At 37.5% G+C, this 13,726-nt stretch carries 21 protein-coding genes; all 21 read left to right on the forward strand.

The features are described 5' to 3' along the window. Window positions 1–15 precede the first annotated feature (15 nt). Window positions 16–1,071, forward strand: coding sequence for a major capsid protein (locus CD31_RS02395; protein ID WP_036075533.1), 1,056 nt, complete (start codon window positions 16–18; stop codon window positions 1,069–1,071). Window positions 1,072–1,085: 14 nt separating this feature from the next. Further along, window positions 1,086–1,265 (forward strand): hypothetical protein, encoded by a 180-nt coding sequence (locus CD31_RS02400; RefSeq protein WP_036075535.1) that lies wholly within the window; start codon window positions 1,086–1,088, stop codon window positions 1,263–1,265. A 5-nt stretch (window positions 1,266–1,270) separates the two neighbouring features. Then, window positions 1,271–1,666, forward strand: a complete 396-nt coding sequence (locus CD31_RS02405) for a hypothetical protein (protein WP_036075582.1) — start codon at window positions 1,271–1,273, stop codon at window positions 1,664–1,666. A 47-nt stretch (window positions 1,667–1,713) separates the two neighbouring features. Continuing rightward, window positions 1,714–2,022 carry a hypothetical protein gene (locus CD31_RS02410; protein WP_209420819.1) on the forward strand — a complete coding sequence of 103 codons (309 nt, stop codon included), beginning with the start codon at window positions 1,714–1,716 and terminating at the stop codon, window positions 2,020–2,022. Continuing rightward, window positions 2,023–2,436 carry an HK97 gp10 family phage protein gene (locus CD31_RS02415; protein WP_036075538.1) on the forward strand — a complete coding sequence of 138 codons (414 nt, stop codon included), beginning with the start codon at window positions 2,023–2,025 and terminating at the stop codon, window positions 2,434–2,436. Next, window positions 2,426–2,872: a phage tail terminator family protein gene (locus CD31_RS02420; RefSeq protein ID WP_036075541.1), complete on the forward strand. Its 447-nt coding sequence runs from the start codon at window positions 2,426–2,428 to the stop codon at window positions 2,870–2,872. The genes CD31_RS02415 and CD31_RS02420 overlap by 11 nt, the downstream gene beginning before the upstream one ends. Next, the gene (locus tag CD31_RS02425) at window positions 2,856–3,080 is read left to right on the forward strand and encodes a hypothetical protein (RefSeq protein ID WP_036075543.1); all 225 of its coding nucleotides are present in this window, start codon (window positions 2,856–2,858) and stop codon (window positions 3,078–3,080) included. Before CD31_RS02420 ends, CD31_RS02425 begins: the two co-directional genes overlap by 17 nt. After that, the gene (locus CD31_RS02430) at window positions 3,080–4,408 is read left to right on the forward strand and encodes a phage tail sheath subtilisin-like domain-containing protein (protein WP_036075545.1); all 1,329 of its coding nucleotides are present in this window, start codon (window positions 3,080–3,082) and stop codon (window positions 4,406–4,408) included. The genes CD31_RS02425 and CD31_RS02430 overlap by 1 nt, the downstream gene beginning before the upstream one ends. A gap of 14 nt (window positions 4,409–4,422) precedes the next feature. Continuing rightward, window positions 4,423–5,004: a phage tail tube protein gene (locus CD31_RS02435; protein ID WP_244905103.1), complete on the forward strand. Its 582-nt coding sequence runs from the start codon at window positions 4,423–4,425 to the stop codon at window positions 5,002–5,004. A gap of 61 nt (window positions 5,005–5,065) precedes the next feature. Further along, the gene (locus CD31_RS02440) at window positions 5,066–5,500 is read left to right on the forward strand and encodes a phage tail assembly chaperone (RefSeq protein WP_036075547.1); all 435 of its coding nucleotides are present in this window, start codon (window positions 5,066–5,068) and stop codon (window positions 5,498–5,500) included. Between the two features lie 29 nt (window positions 5,501–5,529). Beyond that, on the forward strand, window positions 5,530–5,694 hold the full coding sequence (locus tag CD31_RS23225) for a hypothetical protein (protein WP_156113258.1): 165 nt from the start codon (window positions 5,530–5,532) through the stop codon (window positions 5,692–5,694). 76 nt (window positions 5,695–5,770) lie between these two features. Beyond that, window positions 5,771–6,301, forward strand: coding sequence for a lipoprotein (locus CD31_RS02445; RefSeq protein WP_036075549.1), 531 nt, complete (start codon window positions 5,771–5,773; stop codon window positions 6,299–6,301). A gap of 300 nt (window positions 6,302–6,601) precedes the next feature. After that, window positions 6,602–8,785: a tape measure protein gene (locus CD31_RS02455; protein WP_036075553.1), complete on the forward strand. Its 2,184-nt coding sequence runs from the start codon at window positions 6,602–6,604 to the stop codon at window positions 8,783–8,785. Further along, entirely contained in the window at window positions 8,778–9,461 is a 684-nt protein-coding gene (locus CD31_RS02460) for a LysM peptidoglycan-binding domain-containing protein (protein WP_036075555.1), read from the forward strand. The genes CD31_RS02455 and CD31_RS02460 overlap by 8 nt, the downstream gene beginning before the upstream one ends. Then, window positions 9,454–10,416 (forward strand): XkdQ/YqbQ family protein, encoded by a 963-nt coding sequence (locus CD31_RS02465; RefSeq protein ID WP_244905104.1) that lies wholly within the window; start codon window positions 9,454–9,456, stop codon window positions 10,414–10,416. Before CD31_RS02460 ends, CD31_RS02465 begins: the two co-directional genes overlap by 8 nt. Before the next feature lies 1 nt (window position 10,417). Further along, window positions 10,418–10,768 (forward strand): DUF2577 domain-containing protein, encoded by a 351-nt coding sequence (locus CD31_RS02470; protein ID WP_036075587.1) that lies wholly within the window; start codon window positions 10,418–10,420, stop codon window positions 10,766–10,768. After that, window positions 10,768–11,178: a DUF2634 domain-containing protein gene (locus CD31_RS02475; protein ID WP_036075556.1), complete on the forward strand. Its 411-nt coding sequence runs from the start codon at window positions 10,768–10,770 to the stop codon at window positions 11,176–11,178. The genes CD31_RS02470 and CD31_RS02475 overlap by 1 nt, the downstream gene beginning before the upstream one ends. Continuing rightward, complete coding sequence (locus CD31_RS02480) at window positions 11,178–12,239, forward strand: baseplate J/gp47 family protein (protein ID WP_036075557.1); 1,062 nt, start codon at window positions 11,178–11,180, stop codon at window positions 12,237–12,239. The genes CD31_RS02475 and CD31_RS02480 overlap by 1 nt, the downstream gene beginning before the upstream one ends. Continuing rightward, window positions 12,232–12,897: a putative phage tail protein gene (locus tag CD31_RS02485; protein ID WP_036075558.1), complete on the forward strand. Its 666-nt coding sequence runs from the start codon at window positions 12,232–12,234 to the stop codon at window positions 12,895–12,897. Before CD31_RS02480 ends, CD31_RS02485 begins: the two co-directional genes overlap by 8 nt. Then, the gene (locus tag CD31_RS02490) at window positions 12,894–13,202 is read left to right on the forward strand and encodes a hypothetical protein (RefSeq protein WP_036075559.1); all 309 of its coding nucleotides are present in this window, start codon (window positions 12,894–12,896) and stop codon (window positions 13,200–13,202) included. Before CD31_RS02485 ends, CD31_RS02490 begins: the two co-directional genes overlap by 4 nt. After that, on the forward strand, window positions 13,195–13,726 hold a 532-nt coding region (locus CD31_RS02495; RefSeq protein ID WP_036075560.1), incomplete at its 3' end, for a hypothetical protein. The genes CD31_RS02490 and CD31_RS02495, both read left to right, overlap by 8 nt.

Below are 13,726 nucleotides of genomic sequence, written 5' to 3' on the forward strand. Positions count from 1 at the left end.
TGGAGGGAAATCAATATGCCAGATGTTTTAGAGTTATTTAATCAAAAAACTGTATTAGATTATATGAAAGAGCGAAAGTACCAATCTTACGGTATTGGTGAAGCGCTTTTCCCAGAAACGAAGCATAACACGCTTGAATTTGAGTATCTTGTTGGGGCTAACGAATTGCCTGTCATCGCAAAGGTGCATTCATTTGATACAGAGGCAGAAATTGGCTCGTTAGATGCTGCTAAACAGGTGTTAGAGGCAGCTTATATCAAGAAAAAATATCAGATTACCGAAAAGGATCTAATTGCATTACAATTCCCACGAACAGCACAGGAGCAACAATACTTGATGCAACGAGTATTTAATTTAATCGACAAAGCAGCAAATGATGTTCGTGCTAGCGTTGAATTAATGCGTATGCAAGCACTTAGTACAGGTGAATTGAAATTAGCTTTGAATACAGCAGATGGTACACCTAAGACTCTTACGGTTGGATATGGAGTACCAGCAGATCATAAAGAGGCACTTGCTGGTGCTGACCAATGGGGAACAGGTACAGAGGATATTCTTGGAGATTTAGAACGATGGTCTGATGCGTTAGATATTACGCCAACACGTGCGTTAACGTCCAAAAAAATTGCAGCTCTTATTTTACGCAATCCGAAGATTATTGGTTACCTATACGGCGCTGGTTCTGCTCGTGTGGCGAATTTAACGGATTTAAACGCCTTCTTTGCACAACAGGGATTACCTACTATTGCTGTATATGAATCAACTTCAAATACTAAATATCGTGAGCAAAATGCTGATGGAACATATACAACGAAGAGTTACTTCCCAGACAATAAATTCGTTATGTTTGGTGATGGACCACTCGGTGAATCGTTATACGGACCAACACCAGAAGAGTCACGCCTTATTCGTAGTGGTTCTGATGTTGAAATGACTTCCATCGGCAAGGTAATTGGTATGGTATATGAAGAAGGAAAAGATCCTGTTTCAACATGGGCAAAAGCAGCAGCTACCGCAATTCCGTCATTCCCAGAAGCGCAAAATGTATTCCAAGCGCAACCGATTGCATAAGGAGGTTATTTGAAATGGCAAACATTAAAGTAAAAGTGAAAAACGGCGCTTTCCCTATACGTTATAAGGGAGAGCGTTATTTAGTTGGTGAAGAATTAACAATTGACGAAAAACATTTCAACGAATCAATGATGGAACGATTAGAGGAACAGAAGAAGGCTGCTCAATCAAGTAAAACGTCTGAAAGTGAGTGATGCGTATGTATTTAGATGTAGTAGTGCGTCTATCTGCTCTTGGAGTTGCGTTATCTAGCGCTCCAAGTAGTTCAGACGATATGCTATTGAAATTCGCTATCGATAAAGTAACTAATCACATTAATAACCAAACTAATTTAACGGCGATTCCAGCAGGCTTAAATGAAATTGCTATTGATATGGTAGTAGGAGAGTTCTTGCTTACTAAAAAAGCTATGGGCTTACTGGATATCGAAACACTTAATTTTGAAGCTGTTGCAAAGCAAATACAGGATGGTGACACGAATGTAGTATTTGCTGTAGAAGCAAACAGAACACCAGAGGCTCAATTTGAAGCATTTATTTCGTATCTGCAGCATAGTAATACAGACTTTTTAAAGTACAGGGTACTCACATGGTAAGTGCTCGTAGGAAAGCTGTAGAGTTGTTGTACAAAGGATTGTGTACAGTGAAAGTTTGGCAAGAGGTTGAAGATCCTATTACTCATGCTACAGGCCACAAAGAAGTAACATTGTTTACTGATCAAAAGTGCAAACTGTCATACGAAAAGCAAACATCAACTACTCCGACAGGTGGTCCAGTAGTGATTGCTCAGACTACTAAACTATTTATCGCTCCAGAATTGGATATACCAGCAGGTTCAAAAATCATTGTGACTCAGCATGGCAAAACTGTTGAATACACAAGAAGTGGTGAACCTGCTATTTATACTGATCATCAAGAGATAATGCTTGAAGCATTTGAGAGGTACGCATAAATGGGTAGGGGTGGCCGTGTTGATCTAAGACAGTTAAAGGCGTTTGAAAGAAAGCTAGCTAAGCTTGCAAGAGGTGACTTTGAGAAGTTCTGTGAGGCAGCAGCTAAGGAATTAGCTGCACGTATGTTACGTGAAGTTAAGAATAATACTAATGTGATAACAGGGTATTTACGTAACAATTGGACAATTGATGCAAATATACGAAAAGTTGGTGGGGTATTTGAAATTGATGTCTACAACCCAACTGGATACAGTAGCTATTATGAATACGGACATCGCACTCGAAATCATAAAGGATGGGTAAAAGGTCGATTCACAATGACAATAGCTGCTGACAAAATTGAAGGACAAGCACCAGCTATACTTGAGCGAAAATTATTCAACATGTTAAAGGAGACTTTCAATGGAGATTAATGATATTCAAGACGCTATATCTGTTAAGCTCCATGATGCTTTTGGAGTAGATTATAAAAAATATATTGACGAAGTACCGCAGGGGTTTGTGACTCCTGCTTTTTTCATTCAGTTTTTAAACCTAGAGCAGTTCAGACAAATCGGTAAACGATGGAAAGTAACAACATTATTTAATGTTCAATATTTCCCTAAAAACAGCTTATCAGAGGCTTCAAATATGACTCTGAAAATACAACAAGCAATTAAAGAAATAACGCTGTTAAACGGCTCGCTGATGCTTGGTACAGGTGCTAATAGCGAAGTTGTTGATGGCATTGGTCATAACTTCATTCGTTTTAATTTCTTCTTACAAGAGATTGAGGCAAAAGTGCTCATGGGTTCATTAGATCATTACACAAATCGAGAAAGGGTGAGTTCAGTTGGCGAAAGAGATTGAAGCAAAGGTCGAGCCAGTGGACGTTGAAAAGGTAGCAGAAGTCGTTACTTCAAAGCTACCGAAATTTACAAAATCACAGCTGGTCACAAGTCGTAAATATATTCATCGTCGGGATGCCCTTAATGCATTGCTAACAGATGATGAGCAATATACGTTCACTCAAGTGGACAAAATTTTAAAGCAATTCGATGAAGGGGTGAAGAAGTAATGGCATTAGGCGGAGGTTTTTGGTTAACGCAAAACAAAGTATTACCAGGTACGTATCATAATTTCATTTCAAAAGCTCGCGCATTCGTTAACCTTTCTGATCGTGGGTATGCTGCACTACCAATAGCGCTTGATTGGGGTGCTGATGATGCAGTCATGACTGTCACTAAGGAAGACATGCAGAAAGACTCTTTAAAAATCTTTGGTTACGATTACACTCATCCAAAGCTAAAAGGTATTAGAGATCTATTTAAAGGAGCCCTTACAGTATTTTTCTGCAAACTAAACCTTGGAGGAGCAAAGGCAACTAATGAATTTGCTACAGCGAAATACAAAGGTGAACGTGGAAACGATATTATAATCGTTATTCAAGCAAATGTTGACGAACCGTTAAAGTGGGACGTGAAAACTCTTATTGCTGGAACATTAATTGATGAACAAATTGCTGTTTCAACAGCTGCTGATTTAAAAAATAATGATTTCGTTGATTTTAAAAAGAACGCTACTTTAGCTGCAACAGCAGGGACAAAACTAACAGGCGGAAATAACGGAGCAACTGCTTTAACAGCAGGGACACCTCACCAAATGGCCCTAGATGAATTAGAGGCATACGGCTTTAACACCTTGGGTTGTCTATCAGAGGATACAATTATTAAATCGCTATATATGGAGTATACAAAGCGTATTCGAGATGAGGCAGGAGGCAAGTTCCAATTAATCGGCCATAAACTTGGAAAAGCAGATCATGAAGGTATTATAGATATTCAAAATGATGCAATTGGTGACGGTGAGGAAGTTTTTGGTGCTGTTTATTGGGTTACAGGTGTACAAGCTGGAGTGGCTGTTAATCAATCCAACACTAACCGCACATATGATGGTGAACATGTGCTTGATATGTCTGAAACCAAGACTCAACCACAATTAACACTATTACTTAACGAAGGAAAATACGTTTTCCATCGAGTGGGTGATGACTTTAATGTGTTAGAAGATGTAAATACATTTACATCATTCAGAACAGATAAAAATGAGGACTTCTCTTATAACCAAACGATTCGGGTTCTAGATCAGCTTGCAATCGATACAGCCCATCTATTTAATACACGCTATCTTGGTAAAGTTCCGAACGATCAAGATGGTCGTATTTCATTGTGGAATGATATTGGTAAACATCGCGGAGAAATGCAGCGTATTCGAGCTATCCAAAATTACGATAAAGAAAAGCTGTTAGTTGGACAAGGTGAATCTAAACGAGCTGTAGTTGTACAAGAGGAAGTAATAAACACACTAACGATGTCACAACTTTACGTGACAACGATGGTAGCATAAAGGAGGGAATGCAATTGAAAGTAAACAAGATTTCAGAACAGGGAATGGCCGCTGATTTATTACAAGACTTTTTACAAACAAAAAAGCAACCTAAAAGTATCTTACATTTAGATCTCCAATACTTCGCAGAAGCTACCATGCATGCACGTGATGCTATTCATGGTGCGCAAGGTGTGGCATGGGTCACAATTGATGGGAATCGTTATAAATTTGCACAGTTAATTAACTTAGAAGCACGATCCGAAAAAACAAAAACGAAAATACCAATTATGGGACAAGTAGCGAAGGGAAATAAAGCTACTGGACTAGAGTACAGTGGTAGTGCAACATTCCATTTTAATACGTCTATTTTCCGAAAAATGTTGTTGCACTACCAAGAGACTGGCGAGGATATTTATTTCGATATTCAAGTGACGAATGAAGATGGTTCTTCTCAAGTTGGACGACAAACAACAATTTTAGTTGATTGTAATATTGATGGCGGTATTGTTGCGTTATTAGATGCAGATGCAGAGTATTTAGAGGATTCATTTGATTTCACATTCGAAAAATTTGAAATGCCAGAAGAATTCACTGTTTTACCAGAAATGCAATAAAAAAGAGTTCACAATATGTGAGCTCTTTTAATTTTAATTAAAAAGGATAAGGTGATTATAAATGACAAACTTACAAGCATTTTTCGCACATAATAAAAAGCAAAACGGAAATATTAAGCGCGCTATTTCAAAAAGTTTCATCGATGAACAAGGGAAACCTATTGAATGGGAGTTTGCGCCAGTTTCGCCAGAGCGTGATGCTGAATTAAAGTCTGAATGTACAAAACGTTCTATGATTACACAAGGAAAACGTAAAGGACAATTTAACACGGACTTTGACCATTTTAAATACCAACGTTTATTAACAGTTGAATCTATTATATTTCCAAATCTAAACGACAAAGAGTTACAAGATTCTTATAAAGTAATGGGTGCAGATGCACTACTTGGTAAGATGCTGACAATTGGTGAAATTGCAGATGCATCAGTTGCGGCACAAGAAGCCAACGGTTATGAAGCCGATTTGGAGGAGATGGTCGAAGAAGTAAAAAACTAATTGAGGACGGTGATGGTGACGCTAATATCATGCATTGGTGGGTCCATAAAATGCGTCGCCTACCGTCTGAATATATGTCTCTATCTTTAGCAGATAAGGCTTGTATTATTGCTTCGCTACAGATCAAGATTGAAGAGGATAAAAAGCAAGAACGAGAGGCAAAAAGGAGTTCCAAAAAAGGAAAGAAGCGATAGGAACGAGCTATTTATGCTAATTAGCTATAGTGAAATCCCTTCATTTTATGTATATTTGTGTATGAGGAGGGATTCTATGAGAAAAATAAATATAATATTGACACTAGTTATCTTAGTTTTACTTAGTGCGTGTTCTTCAGGGAGTACAAATTCAAGTTCAAATAAGTCCTTTGAACCTATCATTGATGCTACCCAGTTTAGCAAAATCAATAGCACTCAATTGGTCGGAATTATGGGAGATCCTGAAAAGATTGAGGACTTTGAATGGATAGTGCCAAAAACTAATCAAAGTATTGTAGGTAAATTGTATATCTACGAGAAAAATAAGTTTGAATTTATATTATTCGATGATGTTGTTACACGACTTAATGTTTATTCGGGGCAATACTGGGGATATGATGACTCAATAATGAAATTTGAAGAGAAAGACGATATCTTCCCTTTATTCGGTATTGAATATAATAATCAAATAAAGAAAGTCGCGGATACAAATTTTGCTTTAAGATACAGTCCTGTCTCCGATAAGATTGAAGATGTGTGGATTCAAGAAATAGAGGATAAAACTTTCGGAATCGCTAAATTCACATATGATCCTTCTTACTTCTAATTGCATACTCTCCATATTATGTACATTTAAAATGAGGAGGAATATTGATGTTAATGCTCATCATTATCTTAATAGTAATAATTATGTTTATTCTGATTTTGCCAATTACATTTGTGCAAGTAATTAAAACAAGACCATCTGAATGTTTAAAATGCGAAAGAAAATTTAGGATGATTGGAAATACAATAAAATGTCCTTACTGTAAGACTAAATACTTCAAACACGCAGATGGAACATACAGAATAAAAAATCAGCACTCATGACGAGTGCTTTTTATTATGTCAAAAACGGGGTGAGAACATGGCAACAATTCGTACTGCGATACAAATTGAAGATCGCTTGAGCCAGCCTATCAGAGCTATGCATAATGCAGTATCTATGATGGTCAACCAAATGGAACAAATGAATGTAGCTTCTGGCAATATGTTCGATAGTTCCTCTATTGAGTTGATGCGAAGAAATTTAGCTACTGCAGCCAATTCGATGAATCAGATTGAACAAGAAATTCATGCTGCTGATAATGCCCAATTAGGATTAAACAACCGAATACGGGATGGCACGGATGAAATGGACGGTTTACTTGGGAAAGTAGGAGCTTTGATCGGTGCTTATTTATCTTTACAGGGTTTGGGTAAAGTAATTGAGATTTCTGACGAGTTAACAAATACCAAAGCACGTGTACAACTATTGGTAGAGGAAATGCCTGTTATTCCTGATCAGTTAGCTAAAGTTGATTTTGGACTAGGTGATATGAGCGATATAGAACTCGCACAACAGATGATTCATGACGCTGCTCAACGCTCTTATTCATCATTTAAAGATACTGCTGACATGGTTTCGAGAATCGGTACCAATGCTCGTGATTCATTCAGTAACTTGGGCGAGGTGGTAGCATTTACTGAACTTGTACAAAAACAATTCGGTATTGCAGGGGCAAGTGCTGTAGAAGCGAGTAATGCAACTATTCAGTTATCACAAGCTTTAGCCAGTGGTGTGCTACGTGGTGATGAATTGAACTCGATCTTTGAACAAGCGCCAAACTTAATATCTACAATCGCAGACTACATGGGTGAACCTTTAGGGGCTATTCGTGATTTGGCGGCTGACGGAATGATTACAGCTGACATCGTAAAAAATGCAATGTTTGCAGCTACAGATGAAATTAATAAAAAGTTTGATAGTATGCCAGTAACATGGTCACAAATGTGGACTTATTTTCAAAATGAAGCCTTGCGTGCATTTGGTCCAGTGCTAAAACAAATAAATGATGTTGCAAATAGTGAGAGATTTAAAGAATTTGTTTCTAGCGCAACGCAAGCTTTGTATTTAATAGCTGGAGTTATAGGCATTGTAATGAATGCAATTGCTTCAACAGGTTCCTTTATTTATGATAATTGGTCTTTAATTGGCCCAATTGTACTAGGAGTTGCAAGTGTTATTGGTATACTCATAACGTATCTAACCCTTGCAAGAACAGCTATATTATTAAAAACTGCTGCCATTTGGATGTGGACTGCTGCGCTTGCTGCTAATCCAGTTGTGTGGGTAGTGATGGCTATCGTAGCTTTGATTGCAGTGATATACTTAGCGGTTGCCGCAATAAATCATTTTGCAGGAACATCTATCAGTGCAACAGGCATTATCGCTGGAGCATTCATGGTATTAGGTTCAGCCATTTTTAATGTAATTGCCTATCTATGGAATATGTGGGCTTCCTATGTGGAGTTCTTTGTGAATGTATGGAAACATCCGATGTATTCTGTAAAGAAATTGTTTTACAATCTAGCATCAAATGTTCTAGATTCGATTATTTCGATGACAAACGGTTGGGACAGTTTTGCAACGAACTTTGTAAATGTAATGGTTGATGCTGTTAACGGTGCTATTCGAGCGTGGAACTGGCTTGTTGATTTATTACCATCCGATATTGCTGCAAAAATTGGAATTGGAAAAGGTAGCGAAATAGCTCATACAACGTCTATTACAAGTGATTTAAAAGGCCTCAAAGGCGCATTAGGAGATTGGGTTGGTGAAGCCCCTGATGATTATTGGGAAGCTCCTAAAATGGAGATGAAATCGTTAGGCGCCGCATGGGATACAGGTTACAACTGGGGTGCTGATTTATTCAACTTTGACAAAGGTAATACAGGTGGTAACACCGATGCACTTATGAAGTCGATTAACGATGCTTTAGGGTTAGGTGAAAAACTTGATAAAGGCAACGAGGCAGGCAAGAAAACAGCTGATAATACAAAGAAAGCTGCTGATGGCATTAAGATGATGAATGAAGATTTAAAATATCTTCGTGATATTGCCGAGCGTGAAGCCATTAACCGATACACAACAGCTGAGATTAAAGTGGATATGAAGAATGAAAACCATATCAATAGTGAATTAGACATCGATGGCGTTATCGATAAATTCGGAGAACGAGTAGAAGAAGTTGCCGAAATGCTAGCTGAAGGAGGTTCAACAGATGTATAACTTTTTTGTAGATGGTGTACAGTTTCCTGTTGCCCCTGCTGAATTGTCTACGAAGATTAATGGTAGAAACGAAACCACCGTATTGATGAACGAAGGCGAAGTTAACATAATAAAGAAAACTGGACTAACGGATATTGAGTTTGAGGTATTACTCCCAAACGTAAAATATCCGTTTTCTGTTTATCCGAATGGTTTTCAGCCAGCTACCTACTACCTCGAAAAACTAGAAAAGCTGAAAGTTGATGACAAGCCCTTTCAGTTTATTGTCAATCGCATGATGCCGAATAGAAACCTACTTTTTGACACCAATATGACCGTATCACTTGAAGAGTACGAAATATTAGAATCCGCTGAAAACGGCTTTGATGTCAATGTACGAATCAAATTAAAGCAGTATAAAGCTTATGGAAATAAAAAAATCAATTTGAAAGCTGCCACAAAAGCCAGTAATTCAACGAGTACTGCTAAGACAGCAACTAAAGCTGTAGTAGAGCAAAAACGGCCAACAACAGGTAAGACGACACCAAAAACTCATACCGTAAAAGATGGAGAAACACTATGGGCCATTGCTAAGAAATATTTAGGTGATGGCTCGAAGTATACCGAGTTAGCAAAAATCAATAACATCAGTAATCCAAGCGTTATTAAAGCAGGGCAGGTGATCAAACTTGGCTAAATCAAAACTATATATCATGAGTAGAGGGCAACTTTACGAATGTGCTGTAGAGGAAGGGATTGAGTGGGAAACACATCGAAAAGGCACACCAGGTAAATTGACATTCAAAGTGATCAAAGATGATGTACTTAATTTTCATGAGGGTGATGCAGTTCGTTTTGAATATGACGGTAAAAAGATATTTTACGGTTTTGTCTTTACCAAGAAGCGTACGAATAACAGGGTTATTACTGTCACTTGCTATGATCAGCTGCGCTACTTTAAAAATAAGGACACATATGTATATTCCAAAAAGACGGCTGCTCAAGTACTTCAAATGATTGCGAAGGACTTTAGATTAAAGACAGGCACTGTAGATAATACAAAGCATGTCATCCCTTCGATGGTCGAAGATAATCAAGAGTTGTTTACTATCATGGCTAATGCTCTAGCTGAAACAACTCTTCACACAAAAAGTTTATATGTACTCTATGATGACTTTGGGTCACTCAATTTACGAGAAGCCAAGACGTTAAAAACTGATTTGCTGATTGATGAGAGCACAGGGGAGTCATTTGAGTACACGACATCCATAGACGAAAATACGTACAATAAAATTAAGCTGATACGTGAAGATAAGAAGAAAGGTAAACGTGAAATTTACATCGCTCAAGACAGCAGCAAAATCAACGAGTGGGGCGTTTTGCAACTCACAGAGAAGTTAGGTGAAAAGGATAACGCTAAAGCAAAGGCAGATGGTATGTTACAACTTTATAACCGCAAATCACGTAAGCTCCACATTAATAAAGTGTTTGGTGATCCAATTGTCCGTGGAGGCAGTCAGGTAGCTGTTCAAATGTACGTTGGCGATCTTACGGTTGCCAATTTTATGATGGTTGAGACAGTGAAGCATATTTTCAAAGAATCTGATCATCGAATGGATTTGAAGTTAATAGGCGGTGATTTCATTGCGTAGCATGGAAGATATTTTAAAAGAAATTCAGAAGCTAGTCCTTGGTGTCATCAATGCTCAAAAGCTATCTACGGCTGTGTATGGCACTGTTTTAAGTGTAAGTCCGTTGGAGGTTCAAATTGACCAAAAACTTACACTAAAAGAAGAACAGTTAAAGCTCACTCGTGCTGTAATGGATTATGAAGTTGAAATAACAGTTGACCATGAAACGGAAGAAACGGACGGCCATATACACGAATATAAAGGCCGTAAGAAGATTAAAATCCATAATGGTCTTGTTGAAGGTGACAAGGTGACTATGATTCGTGCTCATGGCGGTCAACAGTACTTAATTATCGATAAAGAGGTGGTTTGATGATTCCACAAAATAAATTGGATGAAGAGTTAACAGCAGATTTCGAAGAAGTGGTCCAACCTTCTCGCACCTACAAATTAGATTTAGAACGAAAGCGCATTGTCGGATATTGTGATGGACGAGAAGCCATTGAACAGGCTATCTATAAAGCATTGAGTACAGAGCGCTATGATCATTTAATTTATACTTGGAACTATGGTGCTGAAATCGGAAAGCTATTTGGACAACCTATCCCTTTTGTATACAGTGAACTAAAAAGACTTATAACCGAAGCGTTAACACAGGATGATCGAATCGACAGTGTTGATGCTTTTTCTTTTAGTCACGTAAAGAATAAAGTACATGTGCAATTTACAGCTCATACAACAGCAGGAGAAATTGAAATAACAAAAGAGGTGGTGGTTTCTTAATGTTTGAACATATTACGCAGGAGCAATTACTAGATGATGCACTAGAAATGGTAAAATCAAACGTAGACAAGCGAGAAGGTTCAATTATCTGGGATGCACTTTCACCTCACACAATACAGTTATACGAGCTGTATCTTTCAATGGAAGGTATGCTACAAGAAATGTTTGGTGATACGGCTTCTAGAGAATTCTTAATTCGTTTATGTAAAGATAGAGGAATATCACCTTATTCTGCTGAAAAGGCAATCTTAAAAGGAATATTTAATTTAGATGTACCTATCGGAAGCCGTTTTTCTTTAGATATTCATAATTACACCGTTACTGAAAAAATCAGTTTCGGTGTTTTTAAATTGGAATGTGAAACACCAGGAATGATTGGCAACAATTACTTCGGTCCATTAATTCCAATTGAATATATAGACGGATTAACAAATGCTGAACTAATTGAATTATTAATACCAGGTGAAGATGAGGAAGATACAGAAAGCTTGCGTAAACGATATTTAGATAGTTTTGAAGCATTAGCTTATGGCGGAAACCGAAAAGATTATTTGGATAAAGTTCACGAACTTCAAGGCATTGGTGGTGTAAAGGCCTACCGCATTAGAGAAGGAATTTACAATGTGAAATTGGTTGTGTTAGATGCAACTTACAATGTACCTTCATCAACATTGCTGGAATCATTGCAGACAGCTATAGACCCAGTAACCAATCAAGGGGAGGGGTTAGGAATTGCCCCAATCGGACATACAGTATTAGTTAAAGGTGTCAGTAATACTGTAATTAATATTAACTTCCCTAACATCACTTTTGATGAGGGGTTTGAATGGGCAGATGTTGAAATAGATGTACAACAAATGGTAGATGATTATTTGCTTGAACTTAAAAAAACGTGGGAAAATTCTTCACCACTTGTTTTGCGAATAGTGCATTTAGAATCTCGAATGCTTGAAATCAACGGGATAATTGATGTGCAAAATACAACCATTAACGGAACTGCAAGTAATTTCACTTTAGACAACGATTCTATTCCAAAAAGAGGTGAGGTTACTAATGTATGAACCGTTAACAAATGAGATAGATATTTCAAAACTTTACCCAACGACTATTAGTGATTTTGAGGAATTTATTGAAATAGCCAAAGTTGAAAACACTAATTTTAATCGGGTTAAAGTTGAGTTATTGCAAATGTTTTCTATGCGATTTGTAAACGAAATTGATGAGATAGGTATTGCTCGTTGGGAGAAAATGATGAAGTTAAAACGTCGCCCATCAGATACGTTAGAAACCAGACGAATGAAAGTTCTTGCAAAAATTAATAACAAACTTCCATATACTTGGCGTTCGTTACAACAATTACTGAATTCTATTTTTGGTGAGGGTAATTATCAAATCAACTTAGACCCACAAGAGTACATTTTAGAATTGTTGTTACCGAGTGAACAGAATTATTATCGTGAAGTATCGGAAATTTTAGAGCCTATGATTCCTTTAAATATTTATATGATCATCGCAGAAGGAATTTTAAAAGAGGTAATTCAATTGGTTGGTGGCTCTTATTCATGGACGTTACCAACAAAAATATGTGGCCGATTTAAAACAGCTAAAACCCATGGTGCATTAGGGAATGAAATATTAAGCGTTTCAAACGATGCTTATGGTTTCGATATGAACAATCGTATTTGTGGCCGATTTAGAGCAGGAGGTGTGAGGAATTGAATGAAATACAACCGTTGATGATAGATTTAACGCAGCAATTTTTAAGTAATCTTGTAGCAGGAGCCAAGGTGACTATTGATGGAGTCGTACATGACAAAGAAATCTATCATACTAGCACAAAGTATGGACTAAGAAAGTATGTGAAATTATCTCTAGAACAAGGCCTAGTTACACGTGCTGCTTTAGTCGATAATTATGGGCGTGAATTGTACGTTAAAACAATGAATTATCAAAAGGGTTCACAGGGGTATGTTATCGCATTTCCTCTACAACTGGAAACGAAGGAAGTGAAAATAAGTGAATAATCTAATGAATGGCGAAATACCTTTAAACTTCAAAAAAAATCCTTATGAACGTACTCAATGGCATGATGATGTCACGGACCCTGCGACAGGAGAAATTATCAATGATGGCACACCATTCATGTCTGAATTCGCAAATAATTTTGAGTGGGGAATCTACAACGCTTATCGGGTTTTGATAGAACATGCTCGTCAAATTCAACGTATACAAGTTCAACAAGAGTTGGATGGTCGTGTTCCTGAAAATAGTGGTACTTTTTCAGACACGCTTGATGGCAGCTCTAACAAAATTAAATTAGATACAGCATTAACAGATATTCTCGAAGCTGTTACAGATGGCACAACTACTTTAAAAGTGGCTAGTGTTGATGGTTTTACACCATTTACGCAAGTCACTATTTTTGATGATACAAAAACTGAGGATGTATTAATTACAGCGATCGATGCAAGTGCTAAGACTATCACTGTACAGGCTCTTGCATTTTCGTACAAAAAGGGCGCTAAAGTGGCTCGTAGTAACGTTTCAA

This window comes from Lysinibacillus boronitolerans JCM 21713 = 10a = NBRC 103108 (assembly GCF_000772935.1).
Classification (GTDB): Bacteria; Bacillota; Bacilli; order Bacillales_A; family Planococcaceae; genus Lysinibacillus; species Lysinibacillus boronitolerans.

What these genes read in the sequence shown, in the direction of transcription:
- CD31_RS23225 (WP_156113258.1), top strand. Translation starts at nt 5,530, where the DNA reads ATGCATTGGTGGGTCCATAAAATGCGTCGCCTACCGTCTGAATATATG.
- CD31_RS02405 (WP_036075582.1), top strand. Translation starts at nt 1,271, where the DNA reads ATGTATTTAGATGTAGTAGTGCGTCTATCTGCTCTTGGAGTTGCGTTA.
- CD31_RS02480 (WP_036075557.1), top strand. Translation starts at nt 11,178, where the DNA reads ATGTTTGAACATATTACGCAGGAGCAATTACTAGATGATGCACTAGAA.
- CD31_RS02400 (WP_036075535.1), top strand. Translation starts at nt 1,086, where the DNA reads ATGGCAAACATTAAAGTAAAAGTGAAAAACGGCGCTTTCCCTATACGT.
- CD31_RS02395 (WP_036075533.1), top strand. Translation starts at nt 16, where the DNA reads ATGCCAGATGTTTTAGAGTTATTTAATCAAAAAACTGTATTAGATTAT.
- CD31_RS02460 (WP_036075555.1), top strand. Translation starts at nt 8,778, where the DNA reads ATGTATAACTTTTTTGTAGATGGTGTACAGTTTCCTGTTGCCCCTGCT.
- CD31_RS02485 (WP_036075558.1), top strand. Translation starts at nt 12,232, where the DNA reads ATGTATGAACCGTTAACAAATGAGATAGATATTTCAAAACTTTACCCA.
- CD31_RS02430 (WP_036075545.1), top strand. Translation starts at nt 3,080, where the DNA reads ATGGCATTAGGCGGAGGTTTTTGGTTAACGCAAAACAAAGTATTACCA.
- CD31_RS02455 (WP_036075553.1), top strand. Translation starts at nt 6,602, where the DNA reads ATGGCAACAATTCGTACTGCGATACAAATTGAAGATCGCTTGAGCCAG.
- CD31_RS02440 (WP_036075547.1), top strand. Translation starts at nt 5,066, where the DNA reads ATGACAAACTTACAAGCATTTTTCGCACATAATAAAAAGCAAAACGGA.
- CD31_RS02475 (WP_036075556.1), top strand. Translation starts at nt 10,768, where the DNA reads ATGATTCCACAAAATAAATTGGATGAAGAGTTAACAGCAGATTTCGAA.
- CD31_RS02470 (WP_036075587.1), top strand. Translation starts at nt 10,418, where the DNA reads ATGGAAGATATTTTAAAAGAAATTCAGAAGCTAGTCCTTGGTGTCATC.
- CD31_RS02445 (WP_036075549.1), top strand. Translation starts at nt 5,771, where the DNA reads ATGAGAAAAATAAATATAATATTGACACTAGTTATCTTAGTTTTACTT.
- CD31_RS02420 (WP_036075541.1), top strand. Translation starts at nt 2,426, where the DNA reads ATGGAGATTAATGATATTCAAGACGCTATATCTGTTAAGCTCCATGAT.
- CD31_RS02415 (WP_036075538.1), top strand. Translation starts at nt 2,023, where the DNA reads ATGGGTAGGGGTGGCCGTGTTGATCTAAGACAGTTAAAGGCGTTTGAA.